We start from the raw sequence: 17411 nt of genomic DNA on the forward strand, positions 1-17411 counted from the left end.
CGTGTTTATGCAATCATTCGTTTTAATGGGATTAGAAAGTGCAGGAAAATCTACCCTGTTTAATATCCTGACGGAAAGTGCTGCCAGTGATGAGCGTAATTTCAGGGGATCGACCGTTGTATGTCGGGAAGGTCTCATTAATGATGCAGGGATCTGCCTGGTTGATACACCAGGCATACGTTTTCAGAGCGACAGTGAAACCACGAAACTCGCCCTTGATGCGCTAAACCAGCATGATGGCATTCTGGTGGTTCTGCGGGCCACGCACGCTCAGCAGGAGTGGCAAACGCTCTGTCACCTCATACCGCCACAGGCAAAACACCTTGTTATACTCCTGACCTTTGCTGATAAGATCAGAAAGGGCCTTCGGGAAGTGACTGAATACCTGAGCGAAACATCAGGTGCGCCTGTACTGGCAGTCAATGCCCGGAAAGCTGGCAGCAATGTACGACAGGGAATAGTGCAGTTGCTGTTGCAGGATAAACCAGCACCTTCCGCTGTCTCTTTACCCCGTCATAAGATACCGGTAATTAATCTGCTGGCTGAATCTCCTCAACAAACGATATTTGAACATCGCTGGGCTGGAAAAGTTGCTGCAATAGTATGCCTTTTCCTGCTGTTTGCCGTTCCGGTATGGGGGGCATGGCTGCTGTCAGATTTCATTCAGCCTGTCATTGACAGTGCGGTTATTCAGCCACTTGAGAATATAACGACCAACTGGCCCGACGTTCTGAAAGCATTATTTGTCGGCAATTACGGTCTTTTTAGCCTCGGACTCTATTCTTTCGTATGGGCCTTTCCTGTGGTGGTACTGGTCGGAATATCTCTTTCACTGACAGACGACAGTGGGCTTAAGGAAAGAATTACCGCGACGCTGGATCCCTGGTTGCGAAAAGTGGGTCTCAGCGGCCAGGATCTTATTCCCGTATTAAGTGGTTTCGGCTGTAACGTGGTGGCAGTTTTTCAGAGCCGTTCATGTTCACGCTGTACCCGGCATGCCTGTATCAGCATGATTAGCTTTGGCTCTGCTTGCAGCTATCAGACGGGGGCAACGCTTTCACTTTTTAATGCTTCTCATCATCCCTGGCTCTTTGCACCTTATCTCAGCCTGCTTTTTATCACTGGCGCAATACATACGCGGCTCTGGAACAGGCCGTTAAAGCCTGGCGAGAATCCGCGTTTGACAGAGCTGACCTGGCTACAATGGCCGCGCTGGAGAAACGTGGCGTGGATGCTGAGAAATATCCTCCGTCAGTTCCTTATGCAAGCTATGCCACTGTTCCTGATTATCTGCCTTATTGCGGGAATGCTTGATTACGCAGGTATCACCCGCTGGCTGAGCGAAACTACTGCGCCTTTACTTCATCTTTTTAAACTGCCGGCAGAACTGATGCCTGGGATCATCTTTTCACTGTTACGAAAAGATGGCCTCATGGTGCTGAATCAGGATGGCGGCAGCGTATTACAGTCCCTCAGCACACCTCAGATTCTGTTGCTTGTCTGGCTCGCCTCTACCCTGATGGCTTGCCTTGTCACGGTATTTACCATCGCCCGGGAAATAAACTGGCGGTTTGCCGCGGCAATAGCAGGAAGACAGGCGCTGAGTTCGTTGGTTGTGGCTCTGGTGATATCCCTGTTATTCATTCATGGAGCATGAATATGATCCCCAAAAATTACCAGCAATGGTACCGGTGCATTACAGAAGAATGTGGCATTCCCCTGACGCAGGCATTCATTACATCCCGCCTGGCTGTTCTTGAGGACCCCGGACACCAGGAAACCAGACGCTTTGTCTCGTTATATGGACAATCTCATCTGAACAGTATTGTTCAATGGTTTAAAAAAGTGCGGGAAGACGTGTCGTAAAAATGACAGCCTGTTTCGCTTTCATACTCAGGCACCCGGCAAATGCGGGTGCCTTTAATTCACTCCTCGAACCAGGGCTCAACAGGATCGGCATAATGACGCCACTTTTGCGGTCCTTCTGCCATTTCTGCATCCGTTAACAGGGCGGAATCCAGCCTGTTGCGCAGTTCTGATTCATTCATTTCCATGCCAATAAAAACGAGTTCCTGCCGGGCATCACCAATGCCATCCATCCAGTGAGACATGATGAATTCCAGTGATTCAGCGTCCTCTGGCCAGCGTTCTTTCGGCACGCTTGCCCACCACATGCCACCCAGTCCCTGGCGCGCAACTCCGCCAGCCTGTGACCATGAACCTGCAAATTCCGGACGGCTGGCCAGCCAGAAGTACCCTTTTGATCTGACGACGCCATCCAGCTCGTTTTCCATCACCTGCCAGAAACGGGTCGGATGAAAAGGCCGGCGGGCGCGAAAGACAAAGCTGGAAATTCCGTATTCTTCTGTTTCCGGCTTATGTTCACCGCGCAATTCTTTTAGCCAGCCAGGTGCCTGAGCGGCTTGATCAAAATCGAACAGGCCGGTATTGAGTACGTTATCCAGGGGGACCTGACCAAATTGTGAAACAACAATCCTCGCCCGTGGATTAAGCGAGCGTAAAACCGCCATCAGTTTTTCTTTTTGTGCTTCACTGATAAGGTCAACTTTATTAAGGACCAGCACATCGCAGAATTCAATCTGATCGATCAGCAGGTCAACCACGCTCCTTTCATCACCTTCACCTAACGATTCTCCGCGTGACTGAATACTGTCTTGCGAACCATAGTCCTTCAGAAAATTGTACGCATCCACCACAGTGACCATGGTGTCAAGGCGGGCCACCGTCGAAAGGCTTTCACCGTCATCGCCCGCAAAGGTAAATGTTTCAGCAACAGGCAGAGGCTCAGATATACCGGTGGACTCAATGACAAGCTGATCAAAACGCCCTTCTTTTGCCAGACGATTAACTTCAAGAAGAAGATCTTCGCGCAACGTGCAGCAAATGCAACCGTTGCTCATTTCTACCAGTTTTTCATCAGTCCGGGAGAGTTCTGCACCACCTTCCCTCACAAGGGCAGCATCAATATTCACCTCAGACATATCATTAACAATGACAGCAACACGACGGCCTTCCCGGTTGTTCAGAATATGGTTAAGCAGTGTCGTTTTCCCTGCTCCCAAAAATCCCGAAAGTACGGTAACCGGCAGGCGTTTATCGCCATGAAAATTTGCACTGACTTCGGACATTACCTTACATCTCCTCAGATATTCGTTGTGTTCGGATTAACCAGGAGCGTTGAGCACGGTTAGCTCATCGCCTTTAACGGCGTTGTAAAAACAACTCCGCCGACCTGTGTGGCAGGCTCCACCTTTTTGATCCACAAGCAGTAGTACCGCATCTCCGTCACAATCCAGACGGATATCATGTACTTGCTGAACGCAGCCGGAGGTCTCACCTTTTCGCCAAAGGCATGATCGGGATCGCGACCAGTAACAGGCTCTGCCAGTCAATAAGGTTTCATCAAGAGCCTGTTGATTCATCCAGGCCAGCATCAACACCTCTCCAGTGTCATATTGCTGTGCAATCGCAGCGATCAATCCATGAGAATCCCAGGGTATTGTTGCCAGGATATCTTCAAGTTTAAAAACTGCACCTGCATGGGCTTTTTCCAGTAAGAGAAACATTGGCACCTCACTTATCATATGTTATGTTATAACGTAACAATTAAATTTGCCAGTTCTTCTTTACTTACATGGCACGATCACAACATCAGTAGATTTCCATCGTTTCAGGACAAGAAAAGAAAACATCGCTTGAAAATTACAGGAGGCTCAATGAGTAATAGTCCATCTTCTCTAAGTACAAGGAATACTACATTATCGTCTGCGGATTGTTCCGGGCTGAGAGAGCTGATGGCGAGTAAGAAGGTACGAATCACACCGCTCCGGGAGAGAGTTTATAATTTTGTCAGTCATGCTAAAGAAAAAGGCATTAGCGCATACCAGATTCTGGAATTAATGAAGAAATATAATCCGAATGCAAAACCGGCTACGGTTTATCGTTCTCTGGATTATTTGCAACAGGCAGGGGTTATCGTAAAAATAGAATACTGTAGTAAATTCATTAAAAAAAATAATTTATCATCTGATGTTGTGACCATTTTTTTGATTTGCTCAAATTGCGGAATAATAATTCAACATACTGACAAACTCATCCATACTTACATTGAGGAAAAGGCAATAGATTATGGTTGTGCTGTACAAAAAAAAGATATTGAAGTTAAAGTTATTTGCCCTGAATGTAGAGGAAAGATTTAAACCAGCTATCCGCAAGCTGTGCTCTTGGCTGAAAATTTAGAGCATTGTTCAGTAATGTAGTCTTGTTTGATTCTGGAATTTCGTCGTAGCAGTAACGGGTATACGAATATCTTCATTCATACTGAGCTTGGTATGCTTCCACTTAAAATCAGCACATTATGGAATAACAACAAACAGTTAAGCTAATCAGTAGATTGATGCGGGGAAATTTATGGAAACAACACTACTCTCTCAGCTTTATCTCACAACCCCGGGTAACCCGTCACTTTAGGTTAATTAGCCTGCCTGGCCAGAAATAAAACATCAGGGTAACCATCAACAATTTATGAAAAAAATTAACTTTCGTGTGGCTGGTAGATAATAATTGTGCATGTCAAAACTGTTTGAGCTCATCGGAAACAACACCAACAAATTCATTCCCGTGACTAACACATATTCTACCCTAACTAGCCCCCCATTGTGGCGGAATCAGCATGTCTTTGTCAGGCGCCCATTACAAACACAACATCATGTGATGTGTAACGACTCAGTCCTCTGACTTCAGACCTGAGCTTATCACTCGTTCGCGCAAGTCTGAAAGGAGATTAGAGGTTAACGCTGCGTAGTGAGGTACAAAATGCGCAATTACAGCCAGCTATCGGTATGATTTGTGTCGCATCGGCATTTATCGCTTCCGACGGTATTGCATGCCCGTTGTTCACGGCACTCGTGGTGTTTATTTGTTGCCCGACAGGCACTGGTGATGTTGAAACAAATGCCGCGGCATGAAAAGACGTCACTAACAGCGTCGCGCCAACGATACTCAGTACTTTCATTTTTATCCCCTCAAATAACCTCAGAAGTCTACTTTATCCCTGCCAGGGATACTGCGCCAGTATAATGGTGCGAAATTATGTCATAAAGGCACAGGCCCCTCCATTTAAGGGGAGAGTTGAGGATACCATACTTGCCGTGCCTCAACGTGAAACGAGTACCGACGATAACTCATTGTATCCTTGAATGCTTCTTACTGGTCAGGCCTGCCAGACTCACCCCCATCACGGATAAAAGCGCCAGGGCACTCGCCGGAGCTAGTACGACCCAGTACGCGCGTTCAAGATAGGGCATGCCTTCCGCGAGAACTCTGCCCCATTCCGGCTCAGGTGGTGATGCCCCCAGCCCCAGAAATCCCAGTGACGCTAATGCCAGCGCGATTCCAGGCAATCGCAGCATGGCATGACGGAAAAGAGGGCCAATGAGTGCAGGAAAAACATAGAACAGATTCTGGCGTAGCCAGCCCGCACCCAGAACGGGCAGCATACTGATATAAGCTCTGGCACGTATCTCTGTTGCCAGTGCGGCAGTGTGTGTCGCCAGAGGAGCCCAGCCGACAGCCGCTATTGCAATGGCAGCACCTGAACTGCCGGGGCCGCTCACCGAAACGACCAGTAACCCCGCAATAACCGGGGGTAAGGCATTCGCCATCTCGGTTGGCCCCACGAATACCCGGGGGAAAAGGCCAATCACTAATCCCAGAACCAAACAAATCATCGAGACCATCAGTGCCAGAAAGCAGGTGTGCACCGTACCGTGCGCTACTCTCGCCAGTAAATCACGCCCCATGGCGTCTGCACCGAAGGGCAGTGCCAGAGAAGGCGGTGCCAGGCGCAGAAACTCAGACGTGTACGGGTCACGTGGTAATCCGGCCAGCAGAAGGAGAGTCAGTGCGACGCCACAGATCACCGGTAATACAATCAACAGTTTTCTGTTACTGTCGTCCGGCTCAGTGGTTACCGGCAGAGATGACGAACGTAATGCGCTGCCAAGAATAAGGTATCTGATCCCCGCGGCCAGAATGCCAAACATAAATGCGATAATCAGCAGGAATAGAATACCGGTCTGCAACGCAGGAAGATCCTGTGCGACAACGGCACCGAGCGTTGCTCTGCCCAGCCCCGGGATGGCAAACACTTTCTCGACGGCTACTGCACTTCCCGTCAATGACACCAGAATAAGACCGAATAACGGCATTATCGTGGAGAGGGTTCGCTTGAGCACCGCACAAATAATATGCCAGCGCACTATCCCTGCAACGGTCCAGGTAATGACCCAGTTTTCGCTGAATGTTGCGGCTAACGCGTCAGAGAATATCCGCCCCAGATACCCTCCGGCCGGGATCCCCATGGCCAGCGCGGGTAGTACGGCATAATGCAGTCCACTCCAGCCGTAAGGGGGAAACCACTTCAGCCAGACCGCGCCGACGACCAGTAAAAAGGAGGCCAGGAGAAATTCGGGTAATGAGGTAAAGATCGATGCGAAAAAACCTGTCGAACGGTATGTGTGGCCCTGCAGTCCGCGACGGAACGTCGGTAGACAAATTATTGCTGCCATCACCAGCGCCACCGCGGCAGACATCAGCATCAGCGTCAGTGATACTTGGGCTGCCTGCATCATTCCGGGCAGGACCGGACGTCCTGAAACCCAGGAGTTTCCCGCATCGCCCTGTAAAAGGCCGCTGAGCCAGTTAATCAGTAAATGAACAGGCCCCTGATCAAGCCCCAGTGACTGGCGAATCGCTGCCAGCGCTTCCGGTGTCGCCTCTTGTTCAGCGGAGCGCGCGCGCAATAACGCCATTGCCGGATCCGTACCTGAAAGCCAGGGTAGCATCCCTATCAGTACAATGATGCCCAACAGCGTAATGACCCGTGACAACAACGTTATCATTAAGCCATGAGGCAGGTAGCGTACCTGTTGAATTCTGGCGCAGGTCCTGCAGTACAGCGATTCGCTCATCGTCAATAGTCTCTTTACTTACTGCGCGGCAGTATTCTGGTCGCCGGAGACTAACTGCGTCTGGCTGTCGATCAGCGTGCGCTCGCGAGGGTCACGTAGCGCATTTTTCAGTGCCGCGCTTTCCCCCTGAATAACTCGCTCATGTAGCATTGGAATGGCAGCATCACTGGCCAGGATCAGATTTTCAGCATCCATGATGGCCTGGCGACGCAACTCACCTGCGGGAGTTTCACCGGCTTTTTTCAGCGCAGCATCAATTTCAGGGCGACATAATTGCGAAATATTGAACGAACCTTCACAGGAAAAATCGCTGTACATATAGGCAACCGGGTCACCGGAATCCAGGACTGTTGCTCTGGAAAGAATGAACGCATCGAACTTTCCAGCCAGCGCGTCTGCTTCTATCTGCGCATATTCGCGAACCACTTGTTTCACGTTAAACCCGGCTGCGGTGAGCTGTTGTGCCAGATAAACCGCGACTTCAGGTAATTCCGCGCGATCGCTGAACGTTGCCAGAGTAATGGTGGCGCCGTCTGGCGCCCCCGGGGCTACCGGGCTGGAAACCGATTTACGCAATGGTGCTGCCCACGGCAGGGCCGGGCCAAGCAGTCCCTGCGCAACGTCTGCTCGTTTCTCATAGACATTATCGACAAGTTGCTGACGGTTAATCGCGTTACGGACGGCAGCACGCATCGCAGGATCTTTCATGACGCCCTGGGCCGTGTTGAGATAAAGCGTGTTGGTTCTCGGCATAGGCACTTCATGAACCAGGGATGGTTCCAGAAGGGGGGCCTGAGAGACAGGGATCGCCTCAATAATATCTGCCGTACCGGTACGTAATGCGGCAGCGCGGGCGGCGCCATCCGGAACAAAACTGGCGTCTATACCGGTGGCTTTAGCCTTCTCACCCCAGTAACCTTCGAAACGATCGAGTGACGCACTGCTGGTACCATTCACGCTGCGCAGAATGAAGGGGCCCGTCCCTGCATTAACCGGATCCACCACGCCATTTTCTTTGTAAGCATTCAGGGACAGGATTGCCAGTTGAGGGCTGGAAAGACGTTGCGGCAGGAGAGGGTCTCTCTTTTCCGTTGTCACCAAAATGGCATCATCACCCTCAGCTTTTGCTGTGAGTTTTACACCATCAAGAATGCGGGGTTTCGGTGTGGCACTGGCGGCGACGCTCAGGGCATTCACAACGACCTGCGCAGTCAGGGCGCTGTTGTCATGAAACCTGACGTTTGGGCGCAGTTCAAAGCGCCAGATTGTATCGTTGATTTGTTGCCATTTAGTCGAGAGCGCTGGCTGCGCGTCGCCGGCACTATTGAGCACTACCAGCGTTTCAGCCGTGCTCCAGCGAGATAATTTAAATGCATCATCGCTGAGTGGTGTCAGGCCGGAACGCGGCGGAAGAAGGTGTGCCACTTTAATTCTGCCTTCGCTGGCACCGACCGATTCATCCTGCGGTTCATTAAAGCAGCCGGTCAGTAATAAGGCGGCTGACAAGAGCCCATAAACAGGCCAAAGATTTTTACCCGTATTCATCTGTGTATCCTTATTGATTTGCAGAGGTGGAGTTAAACGTGCGTAAAATAAACAGCATGGCGATGGCGCTGCATAACGGAATGCAACCCATCATTAGCCATGGCACAAAAGCCAGTGAAGAAGGGGTGAGCGCGTTGTCCAGAAGACCGCCCAGGGCAAAATTTCCGCTCAGAACGGCGACCCCACCCATGGATGACAACGCCCCGTAATGCGCACCCAGATTTTTATCCCGGGCAAAGACGGGGATCATGTCCATGCCGACAGGAACAATAAGCATCTGGCCCAGGGTCAGTAGCGTGACCAGTGACACTGCGGGAAGCAGTCTCCACAGGTTGTCTGGTGGTGTGGTATTAGCGAACAGCGCGACGCTAAAGAAGGACAATGCCAGCAGCAAAAAGCCCGCAGGCAGCATCTGCAGGGCGCCGCGTTTTCGGGCAAACCGCGCCAGAGGCAATTGCAGGAAAATGATCATGACGGAGGCCAGCATAAACAGTGGGCCAAGGTCCGCTTCACTGCCCCCTGAGCGACGTAGCTCAACGGGTAACGCCAGATAGAGCTGGTTATAGCTAAACAGGTAAGCGCTATAGGCGACAATAAATGCAACAAAGCGACGTTGTTGAAACGCCGTCCACCAGGGGGCAATACTAAGATTACCGCTATGATGGTCACCTGCTGGCAACATGAAATAGAGGGCGAACAACGCAAACAGGAAAACGCCAGCACCGCCAAGCGCAACGTACTGGAAACTGTATCCTGTCAGCAATGCTCCCAGTAACGGCCCGATGACTGAGCCCAATTCGCCACAAACAGAAAATAACGCGAACCATTCTGAACGGCTGCGCTTGCCTTCCTTTTCACTCTGCGTACCCGCCTGCGCCATCAGTGACTCTATTGCAGGCGAGAAGAGTGCGCCGCCAATACCTGTCAGGCAGGCACCCAGGACGATGCCCCATAACGAGGCGCTGGTGGCAAGCAGCAGGTATCCGCTGATGCGAACAAGGCAGCCGCAGAGTATGACCGCACGCCCGCCGAATCTGTCGGTAAGTGCACCGCCGACCAGAAACATCCCCTGTTGTGAAAAGGTTCTGAGACCGAGCACGAGGCCTATCGCTGCGCCTGACAACAGCATGTCATCGCGCAGAAAAAGGGCCAGAAAAGGAACAACCGCATAAAATCCGGTGTTGAAAATAAACTGGCTGGCCAGCAGTAAGGGGGGAGAAGTATGTGCTTTCTTCCCTAAAGTCAATTCAGTCATGGTTACAAGTATTCGTTTTGCGTTTATTCAGCCATGTGCCCGGGAAGGGACATGAGAAAAAAGACCCGGTACCGCGTCCAGAAGCTGGCGTGTATGCGGATGATTGGGCAAATGCAGCATTTGCAGCGTGGGGCGATCTTCGATGATTTTGCCGGCCTCCATGACCAGCGTTCTGTCGCATAACCCCGCCAGCATAGAAATGTCATGAGAGACAATCAGTAGCCCCATGTGGTTCTCTTCTGTTATTCGCAAAAGCAGCGCTTTAATTTGTTCGCGCAGGGGAAGGTCGAGACCGCTGACCGGTTCATCGGCGAGTAGAAAATTGGGCTGAATAATCAGCGCCCTTGCCAGTGCAACACGCTGAGCCTGGCCGCCTGACAGCGAACCGGCGCGTTGGTCGAGAACTTTTGAGCTGAGTTCAACCTGTTCAAGCGCGGTGACAAGACTGGGGGCCGTATTACGATTACAGCCTAAATGCCTTAGCGGCTCGTTGAGGATATCACTGACACGCATTGCCGGAGGCAGCGTGCTGGCTGGCTCCTGAGGAAGATACTGAACCTGGCGGCGATACCAGCGTAATGTGCGGGCAGAACCAGGCCTGACCACCTTCCCGTGGCAATACACTGCTCCGCCGTCCACCGTATCGAGCGCCAGAATAGCTTTCAGTAGAGTTGATTTCCCGCAGCCCGAACACCCGAGCAGGCCAACGCGTTCATGCTGGCCCAGAGTTAACGAAAAATCGTCAAGAATGGCATTCCCGGGGGTAGCCTTCTGCCAGAGGAATGTGCGCCGATTGCGGTAGCGGGAAATTCTGTCGACCTGAATGAAAGGTTGGGATGCCGCTTGTAATATCCTGCTCATCCGGTGAGTGCCTCACTTGAGTGAGTTATCAATACCTGTTCTGTTGTTCGTGCTGCCTGTACCAGTTTTCGGGTATAAGGATGCTCGGGCGCATTCAGGAGCTGTGCCATTGTGCCACACTCCACTATCCGACCTTTTTCCATGACAATACCGCGCTCACACAGTTGCGTGGCAACGGCGATATCGTGAGTAATGAAGAGCAGTGCAGGGGGATTTTTCAGCGTTGAACGACGGCCTAATACCTGCAAAACCTGCTGCTGGCTAATCACATCCAGCGCCGTCGTCGGTTCATCAGCAATCAGCAGACGGTTATTCCCCAACAGTGCCAGTGCAATACAGACTCGCTGACGCTGCCCGCCGGAGAGCGCAGCAGGGTATCGTGAGAGCAACTGAGGAATATCGCCCAGCTGTAGCGCATCCAGTAAGGACGTCAGCATGGCCTTATCACCCGTTTTCAGTGCCAGAGTAAGCTGGCGCCCCACCGGCATGAGTGGATTAAGTGCGGTGGAAGAGTCCTGAAAAATGGCAGATACCAACGCATGTCCGGGCCTCCGGGACGGATGAATCCCGCCGACACTGGCGCCGTTAATGCGGATACTTCCCTCTAACGATAATCCGGCAGGTAGTGTGCCAATGATCGCCTTTGCGGTAAGGGATTTACCCGAACCTGATGACCCGATGATACAGACCCGTTCGCCCTCGAACAGACGAAAACTAAACTCGCTGACCAGAGCGCGATTACCCGTGAAGATACTCACATTTTTTGTATCAAGCACGGGAAGCGGATAAGGGTAGTTGTTATTCATCAAAATGCACATGTTGCCGTATATTATGTAATAACATAACACCTGCTCGCGCTTTGTTGCAAATAACGTCTATTTGTAAATTTTTGTATGTATTTTACACTGTGGTACACAATCCGGACAACGACAACGGCGATCTCTGAATTTCGTTATCGCCGGTGTGAATGCTAGAATTTCCCCAAGTGTCACTCCTGTTAAAGAATTCATTTATGACGAACGCTGATTTCAAACGCCCGCAACTGAAGCTGCCGAACGGCGCAGACAAGCTACTGCTGCACTCGTGCTGTGCGCCCTGTTTGATCCTACCCACGTAATGTGGACACGTCCCTAAGCGAGGGTCTGGTTTTCGAACTGTTCCGGGCTGAGGCCGCCGCAGGTACTGTGGCGACGCCAGCGATTGTAATCACACTCGATATAATTAAACACCGTTGTCCGCATTATTTCCCGGCTGGCAAAACGTTCTCCGTGGACACATTCCACTTTCATTGAATGGAAGAAGCTCTCTGCGCAGGCGTTGTCATAGCAGTTGCCACGGCCGCTCATGCTGCCGCGCAGATGATATCGTTTGAGCAATGCCTGATAATCCGCTGAGCAATACTGTCCTCCTCGATCGGTATGAACGATAACATTCTGCGGCCGTTTACGACGCCAGAGAGCCATCTGCAGCGCATCGCAGGCAAGCTGTGCTGTCATCCGTGACGACATTGACCAGCCGATAACTGCCCGTGACCACAGGTCAATGACCACAGCAAGATACAGCCAGCCTTCATCAGTGCGCAGGTAAGTGATGTCACCGCACCATTTCTGGTTTGGACCGCTGGCGCTGAAGTCCTGCTTCAGCAGGTTTCTGACACTGGTAGACCGTGCTCACGGTAGCTGACCGGGCTGAACCGGCGTGCGGCTCTCGCCCGCAACCCCTGACGGCGCAGGCTGGATGCGATGGTTTTAATGTTATACGTCAGACCCTGCTCCCGGAGTTCATCTGCCAGGCGCGGCGCACCGTAGCGCTGTTTGGCCTCAGCGAATGCCTGACTGACAGCAGTATCACAGATGAGCCGGAACTGCTGGCGTGGACCGGGTTGATGGCGACGTTTGAGCCACGCATACCAGCCGCTTCGGGCCACCCGGAGGACGCGGCACATGGCTTTGACGCTGAACTCAGCCTGATGCTTTTCGATGAAGACATACTTCATTTCAGGCGCTTCGCGAAGTATGTCGCGGCCTTTTGGAGAATGGCCAGCTCCTCTGCCTGCTCAGCCAGTTGCCGTTTGAGGCGGGCATTTTCAGCAGCCAGTTCGTTCTCCCGTTCTGAGGATGTCATTTGCTGCTGTTGTTTACTGCGCCAGTTGTAGAGCTGCGATTCATACAGGCTGAGCTCGCGAGCGGCTGCGACCACGCCGATACGCTCAGCGAGTTTAAGGGCTTCATTGCGGAATTCAGGCGTGTGCTGCTTACGCGTCTTCTTTGTGGTTGATGCTGGCTTTGTCATGTGAGCTACCTCTGGTTGAGAGTTTACTCACTTAGTCGCGTGTCCACTATTGCTGGGTAAGATCAGAGAATCATTGGGAGAGGAAGATAAGCGCAGCGTTGTTGACTTGCTGATTGATCAAATCGAATTCTGTGATGTGCTGATCCTCAACAAAGTTGACCTGATTCGCGACGGTGCGCGAGAGAAGCTGATGGCTATTTTAGTGTCTCTCAATCCTCAGGCAAAAATAATTATTTCACAGTTCGGACAGGTTCCTCTGGACGATGTGCTGAATACCGGACTTTTCGATTTTGATAAAGCGGCTCAGTCCCCTGGGTGGTTAAAAGAGTTGCGTGGCGAACACACACCTGAAACCGAGGAATATGGCATTACGAGTTTTGTATTCCGTGCCCGCCGTCCTTTCCATCCCACTCGCTTCTGTCATTTTCTGGAAAATGAACTTGGCGGTGTAGTCAGATCGAAAGGTTATTTCTGGCTGGCGAGTCGCCCGGAGTACGCCGGAAGCTGGTCACAGGCGGGAGGAGTAGCAAGACAGGGGTTCGGCGGAATGTGGTGGGCAAGCGTGCCCAGAGATCGCTGGCCGGAAGATGAACAGTCGCTGAAGTTTATCGAGGCAAACTGGGTCGATGGCATTGGCGATGCCCGCCAGGAGCTGGTGTTTATCGGGATAGAGATGAAGGAAGCTGAACTGCGCGCAAAACTGGGTGCAGCGTTGTTAACCGACAAAGAGATGGCAGAAGGCCCACATCTCTGGTCTCAATACCCTGATCCTATTGAATCCTGATTTGAAGATAAAGTAACCCTATAGAAGGGCGATGTGAAGAAATAATCACAAAAGCGTTGAAATCACAGCTCCACTTTTAAGACTGTTGCTATAAAGATATATGCTTGGGCAGGAATGCACTCAGCACGCTAAATGGTCAAGTTTCATGGGAAGCGGAGCTACGTGGGCACCAAATCACGCCAGCGCTGGTTGTTTTATGCGTATGACAGGATACGGAAGACAGGCGTGGCACACGTCCTTGGTGAGCACACTATGGCCACGCTGGAGCGTCTTCTGAGCCTGCTGTCACCCTTTGATGGGGTGGTATGGATGACCGATGGCTGGCCGCTATATGAGTCTCGCCTGAAGGGAAAGCCGCACGTAATCAGCAAACGTTACACGCAGCGCATTGAACGGCATAACCTGAATCTGAGACAGCATCTGGCAAGGCTTGGACGAAAGTCACTGTCGTTCTCAAAATCGGTGGAACTGCATGATAAAGTCATCTGACATTATCTGAACATAAAGCACTATCAGTAAGTTGGCTGAATTACCTATCTTATTGAAGCCTCTATCTCAGCCTTGCATTGAAGCAAAGAGCTAAGTAGAAGGTCGAGCTTTTCCTCAAATCGGATTGCAGGAACTGCAATTGAAACTGCGTAATGTTCATGAAGACCAATATCTAAATGAACACCAATTCCACAAACACCTCTTGCATGCTCCTCACAATCAATAGCGTATCCTGCTTCGCGTGTTTCCCGCAGTTCCTCAAGAATTTCTGGCAGTGTTGAAAGGGTGTTTTTGGTCCTTACATCCGGCCGTGTTCCAATAAGATCAGATACTTGCTTATCGCTAAAATTAGCCAGAATAGCTTTTCCATGAGCAGTACAGTGGCACGGGAAAGCAGTGCCAACAGCCGAAACCACTCTAAGCTCTTGGTCTGAAGTGTATTGACTAACTGAAACAGCGTGACTCCCTCTATAAACACTTAAATCAACAGTTTCACGAGTTCTTCGCCCAAGCGTCTCAATGGATGCTCTTGAGAGAGAAATAATGTCAGTGTGTGCTGAAGCTGCGAGACGTGCTAGGGCAGGTCCTAACCTAACCCCTGAAGCACCTGCAATGAGTAATTGCTGCGATTCCAGCGAGGTGACCAATCTATGGACAGTTGTCCTAGGCAAAGCTGTCTCACGAGAAAGCTGCGAAATAGTTCGACCGCCCGGGTGTACTTCAAGAGCATGAAGAATTTTCGCAGCCCTAGCGATAACTTGAGAACCATTACTTTCTGCATCACTGCTCATATCTCACCCGTCAGTTCAAGTGCGAAACCTCAATCACACCTATTATCATCCATTATATGGACAACGCGAGGGTTTAGTTTAATGACGGCATTGACGAAATGAAAGCTTATTTTGACTAAATTTGGTAAATGCCACATGATAATTAAACTTCAACCAATTGATTTATATCATAAAAATTAAATCTCACAACAATTTAATTAATGATAATTCATTTTGCTTACATTCGACTTACCTTTCAATCGTTGACTAATAAACGCGGTAGCCCGAAAATGCAACCATCTAACGGATTGCATGACCATCGTTCGGATAATTGAGGGGGGGGGTGTTATGAATGAAATGAACAAAATGGGGGCGTTTACGCTCTTGGCGGTTGCATGCCTTACTATCATGGTGGGCTGCGTAATCGTTCCCGGACTAACAGAAGTCGCAGAAAATCTTGGCACACCGTCTGCAGCAAGCTGGCTCGTCACCGTACCATCACTAGGGGTTGTAGTATTTGGTCCATTAGCCGGCAAATTCATCGACAAGGCCGGGGCCTATAAGGCACTCTCTTGGGGCCTTTTCCTTTATGGGCTTTTGGGAACCGCAGGAGTTTTTCTTCATGGACTTGTAACGGTAATGATTGATCGCTTACTGCTTGGGGGAGCTACGGCAATTGTAATGTCAGCAGGAACAGGGTTGATTTCTACATTTTACAGCGGACGGTCTAGATTAAAAATGATTGCATCGCAAGGCATGTCTATTGAATTGGGAGGGGTGATATTCCTATTCATTGGAGGGACCCTAGCTACATTAGGTTGGCAATGGCCATTTGTATTGTATCTTGTCAGTTGGCTCTTTCTTGCTATGCAACTCATTTTTATTCCTGAACCATCTTATGAAGTTTCTGAAAAGAATGAGGTGCTTGATGGCTTATCTAAACCAGAAACAATCGGAAGCCTGAAGCCAGTATTTATCGCAGCAGTATTCTCTATGATTTGTTTTTTCACCGGCATCATAGTGATTCCTCAACAATTCTACAAAATGAGCATAGGCTCAGCGGAAACTGGTTACTATCTGTCATTCATTTCACTAGTAGCAGTTGGCGCCGCAGCATTGATGCCAAAAATAGTTGACCGCATTCATGAGTTTGGAACTCTTTACGCTGCTTTTGCGTGTTATACATTGGCTCACATCATCTTTTCCATAGCTTCTTCTGTTTCGATATTTACAGTAGGTGGTATCTTGATGGGATTCGGTTTTGGATTGTCTGTACCGCTTGTTAATCACATGACCGTTGAGCAAAGCCATATGAGTGTCAGAGGGCGAAATCTAGCATGGCTTTCGATGGCGATTTTTTCCGGTCAATTCCTTTCGTCGTTTATGGAGTTCATACCCGGAGATTCATCTACTGTATTCTTAGGTGCAGCTATCGTTGGGGTTATAGTTATTTTTATATTGGCAGGAAATCACTGGTCGCGCCGCCGTAAAATCGCATAAGTGCAATATCTATGCTTCCTAAATAAATGTAGGCAATTTAATTAATATGTGTGTCGGACTCATTAATGTGTCCGACACACAATTTAGCAGGTTTAAATTAGCTAGTCATCGTGTAAGCACACCTGTTTTAGTTCCACGCACTTTTTGAGAGTTCCGGTTTTTCCGCCATTAGCCGGTACTCTTCCGGTGTCAGGTTATTCAGGGATTCATGAGGCTGCTCGCTGTTATATTCCGTCAGCCAGCGCTCTGTGATTTCCCGTGCTTCATTCAGGGTTCTGAACAGATAAAAATCCAGAATTTCTGTCCGGTACGTCCGGTTAAAACGCTCGATGAAGGCATTCTGTGTCGGCTTACCTGGCCTTATAAATTCCGGCATCACACCATGTTCCTCAGCCCATTGTGCCAGCGCCAGTGAGACCAGTTCGGGTCCGTTGTCCATCCGCATCTTCAGCGGTAGCCCCGGTTTGCCACGATCCTGTCCAGCACTCTGACCACCCGCTGCGCCGGGATATTCAGGTCGATTTCTATGGCGAGAGCCTCGCGGTTAAAGTCATCAACCACTTTGAAGGTCCGGAAGCGTCTGCCACACACCAGCGCATCGTGCATAAAATCGCTGGACCAGCTCTGGTTCAGCGCTTCTGGCGTCACCAGTGGCACCGGGTTGCGTACTGGCAAACGTTGCTTTCCCTTGCGGCGAAAATTTGTAGTGGACCACAAAATCAAGACACCTGCATAGCCTCTTTGGACTGACCCCACCCCGGTAGACGATCCTGCCCTATAGTTGGACTGACCCCACCCCGGTAGACGATCCTGCCCTATAGTTTGAGCATAGGAGGAGCGTATGGGCACACCACGATTTACACCTGAATTTAAGGAAGAAGCCGTCCGTCAGATAACGGAGCGCGGTTATTCTGTTGCTGAAG

General features: G+C 50.4%; 12 protein-coding genes and 5 pseudogenes. 7 read left to right on the forward strand and 10 right to left on the reverse strand.

Going from position 1 to position 17411, the window contains the following annotated elements:
- The first annotated feature begins 7 nt into the window (after positions 1–7).
- Complete coding sequence (locus tag ACH1XZ_RS17790) at positions 8–1657, forward strand: nucleoside recognition domain-containing protein (protein WP_081396773.1); 1650 nt, start codon at positions 8–10, stop codon at positions 1655–1657.
- Between the two features lie 268 nt (positions 1658–1925).
- On the opposite strand, the gene zigA is transcribed toward ACH1XZ_RS17790, so the two are convergent.
- Together zigA and hisI are read right to left on the reverse strand one after the other, a co-directional pair.
- Positions 1926–3149, reverse strand: coding sequence for a zinc metallochaperone GTPase ZigA (zigA, locus tag ACH1XZ_RS17795; RefSeq protein ID WP_085661457.1), 1224 nt, complete (start codon positions 3147–3149; stop codon positions 1926–1928).
- A 36-nt stretch (positions 3150–3185) separates the two neighbouring features.
- A complete protein-coding gene (gene hisI / locus ACH1XZ_RS17800; RefSeq protein ID WP_101739908.1) occupies positions 3186–3587 on the reverse strand; it encodes a phosphoribosyl-AMP cyclohydrolase in 402 nt (133 codons plus the stop codon).
- A gap of 150 nt (positions 3588–3737) precedes the next feature.
- Here hisI and ACH1XZ_RS17805 point away from each other — a divergent pair, with 150 nt between their 5' ends.
- Complete coding sequence (locus ACH1XZ_RS17805) at positions 3738–4220, forward strand: Fur family transcriptional regulator (RefSeq protein WP_137371380.1); 483 nt, start codon at positions 3738–3740, stop codon at positions 4218–4220.
- Positions 4221–5204: 984 nt separating this feature from the next.
- Here the strand turns inward: ACH1XZ_RS17805 and ACH1XZ_RS17810 are convergent.
- From ACH1XZ_RS17810 to ACH1XZ_RS17830, 5 genes are read right to left on the reverse strand one after another with little or no spacing between them, the layout of a single operon-like run.
- Positions 5205–6992, reverse strand: a complete 1788-nt coding sequence (locus ACH1XZ_RS17810; protein ID WP_101739905.1) for an ABC transporter permease subunit — start codon at positions 6990–6992, stop codon at positions 5205–5207.
- Positions 6993–7010: 18 nt separating this feature from the next.
- A complete protein-coding gene (locus ACH1XZ_RS17815; protein WP_101739904.1) occupies positions 7011–8537 on the reverse strand; it encodes an ABC transporter substrate-binding protein in 1527 nt (508 codons plus the stop codon).
- 10 nt (positions 8538–8547) lie between these two features.
- Complete coding sequence (locus ACH1XZ_RS17820) at positions 8548–9792, reverse strand: MDR family MFS transporter (RefSeq protein WP_101739903.1); 1245 nt, start codon at positions 9790–9792, stop codon at positions 8548–8550.
- Between the two features lie 27 nt (positions 9793–9819).
- On the reverse strand, positions 9820–10653 hold the full coding sequence (locus ACH1XZ_RS17825) for an ABC transporter ATP-binding protein (protein ID WP_270502570.1): 834 nt from the start codon (positions 10651–10653) through the stop codon (positions 9820–9822).
- Complete coding sequence (locus ACH1XZ_RS17830) at positions 10650–11471, reverse strand: ATP-binding cassette domain-containing protein (protein WP_101739901.1); 822 nt, start codon at positions 11469–11471, stop codon at positions 10650–10652. The genes ACH1XZ_RS17825 and ACH1XZ_RS17830 overlap by 4 nt, the downstream gene beginning before the upstream one ends.
- Positions 11472–11665: 194 nt before the next feature.
- Between ACH1XZ_RS17830 and ACH1XZ_RS23375 the strand changes: the two are divergent.
- Positions 11666–11752 (forward strand): annotated as a pseudogene (locus ACH1XZ_RS23375) (epoxyqueuosine reductase QueH); the annotation flags it as partial.
- Positions 11753–11783: 31 nt separating this feature from the next.
- On the opposite strand, the pseudogene ACH1XZ_RS17835 reads toward ACH1XZ_RS23375, so the two are convergent.
- Positions 11784–12945: pseudogene (locus ACH1XZ_RS17835) on the reverse strand (IS3 family transposase).
- A 67-nt stretch (positions 12946–13012) separates the two neighbouring features.
- Here ACH1XZ_RS17835 and ACH1XZ_RS17840 point away from each other — a divergent pair.
- Positions 13013–13729, forward strand: a pseudogene (locus tag ACH1XZ_RS17840) (GTP-binding protein); the annotation flags it as partial.
- A gap of 159 nt (positions 13730–13888) precedes the next feature.
- Positions 13889–14218, forward strand: a pseudogene (locus ACH1XZ_RS17845) (IS1 family transposase); the annotation flags it as partial.
- Between the two features lie 44 nt (positions 14219–14262).
- Here the strand turns inward: ACH1XZ_RS17845 and ACH1XZ_RS17850 are convergent.
- The gene (locus tag ACH1XZ_RS17850) at positions 14263–15009 is read right to left on the reverse strand and encodes an IclR family transcriptional regulator (protein WP_101739910.1); all 747 of its coding nucleotides are present in this window, start codon (positions 15007–15009) and stop codon (positions 14263–14265) included.
- A gap of 327 nt (positions 15010–15336) precedes the next feature.
- On the opposite strand from ACH1XZ_RS17850, the gene ACH1XZ_RS17855 reads away from it, so the two are divergent.
- Positions 15337–16488 carry an MFS transporter gene (locus tag ACH1XZ_RS17855; protein ID WP_170975174.1) on the forward strand — a complete coding sequence of 384 codons (1152 nt, stop codon included), beginning with the start codon at positions 15337–15339 and terminating at the stop codon, positions 16486–16488.
- A 127-nt stretch (positions 16489–16615) separates the two neighbouring features.
- Here ACH1XZ_RS17855 and ACH1XZ_RS17860 read toward each other — a convergent pair.
- A pseudogene (locus ACH1XZ_RS17860) lies at positions 16616–17190 on the reverse strand (integrase core domain-containing protein); the annotation flags it as partial.
- Between the two features lie 139 nt (positions 17191–17329).
- Here ACH1XZ_RS17860 and ACH1XZ_RS17865 point away from each other — a divergent pair.
- The coding region (locus tag ACH1XZ_RS17865; RefSeq protein ID WP_395594709.1) for a transposase at positions 17330–17411 on the forward strand (82 nt) is incomplete at its 3' end.

The sequence above is a fragment of the Kluyvera chengduensis genome, assembly GCF_044197065.1.
Classification (GTDB): domain Bacteria; phylum Pseudomonadota; class Gammaproteobacteria; order Enterobacterales; family Enterobacteriaceae; genus Kluyvera; species Kluyvera ascorbata_C.

Bases quoted from the DNA above. Each gene is read 5' to 3' on its own strand.
- zigA (WP_085661457.1), bottom strand. From the start codon at position 3,149: ATGTCCGAAGTCAGTGCAAATTTTCATGGCGATAAACGCCTGCCGGTT.
- ACH1XZ_RS17830 (WP_101739901.1), bottom strand. From the start codon at position 11,471: ATGTGCATTTTGATGAATAACAACTACCCTTATCCGCTTCCCGTGCTT.
- ACH1XZ_RS17805 (WP_137371380.1), top strand. From the start codon at position 3,738: ATGAGTAATAGTCCATCTTCTCTAAGTACAAGGAATACTACATTATCG.
- ACH1XZ_RS17815 (WP_101739904.1), bottom strand. From the start codon at position 8,537: ATGAATACGGGTAAAAATCTTTGGCCTGTTTATGGGCTCTTGTCAGCC.
- ACH1XZ_RS17825 (WP_270502570.1), bottom strand. From the start codon at position 10,653: ATGAGCAGGATATTACAAGCGGCATCCCAACCTTTCATTCAGGTCGAC.
- ACH1XZ_RS17855 (WP_170975174.1), top strand. From the start codon at position 15,337: ATGAATGAAATGAACAAAATGGGGGCGTTTACGCTCTTGGCGGTTGCA.
- ACH1XZ_RS17810 (WP_101739905.1), bottom strand. From the start codon at position 6,992: ATGAGCGAATCGCTGTACTGCAGGACCTGCGCCAGAATTCAACAGGTA.
- ACH1XZ_RS17790 (WP_081396773.1), top strand. From the start codon at position 8: ATGCAATCATTCGTTTTAATGGGATTAGAAAGTGCAGGAAAATCTACC.
- hisI (WP_101739908.1), bottom strand. From the start codon at position 3,587: ATGTTTCTCTTACTGGAAAAAGCCCATGCAGGTGCAGTTTTTAAACTT.
- ACH1XZ_RS17820 (WP_101739903.1), bottom strand. From the start codon at position 9,792: ATGACTGAATTGACTTTAGGGAAGAAAGCACATACTTCTCCCCCCTTA.
- ACH1XZ_RS17850 (WP_101739910.1), bottom strand. From the start codon at position 15,009: ATGAGCAGTGATGCAGAAAGTAATGGTTCTCAAGTTATCGCTAGGGCT.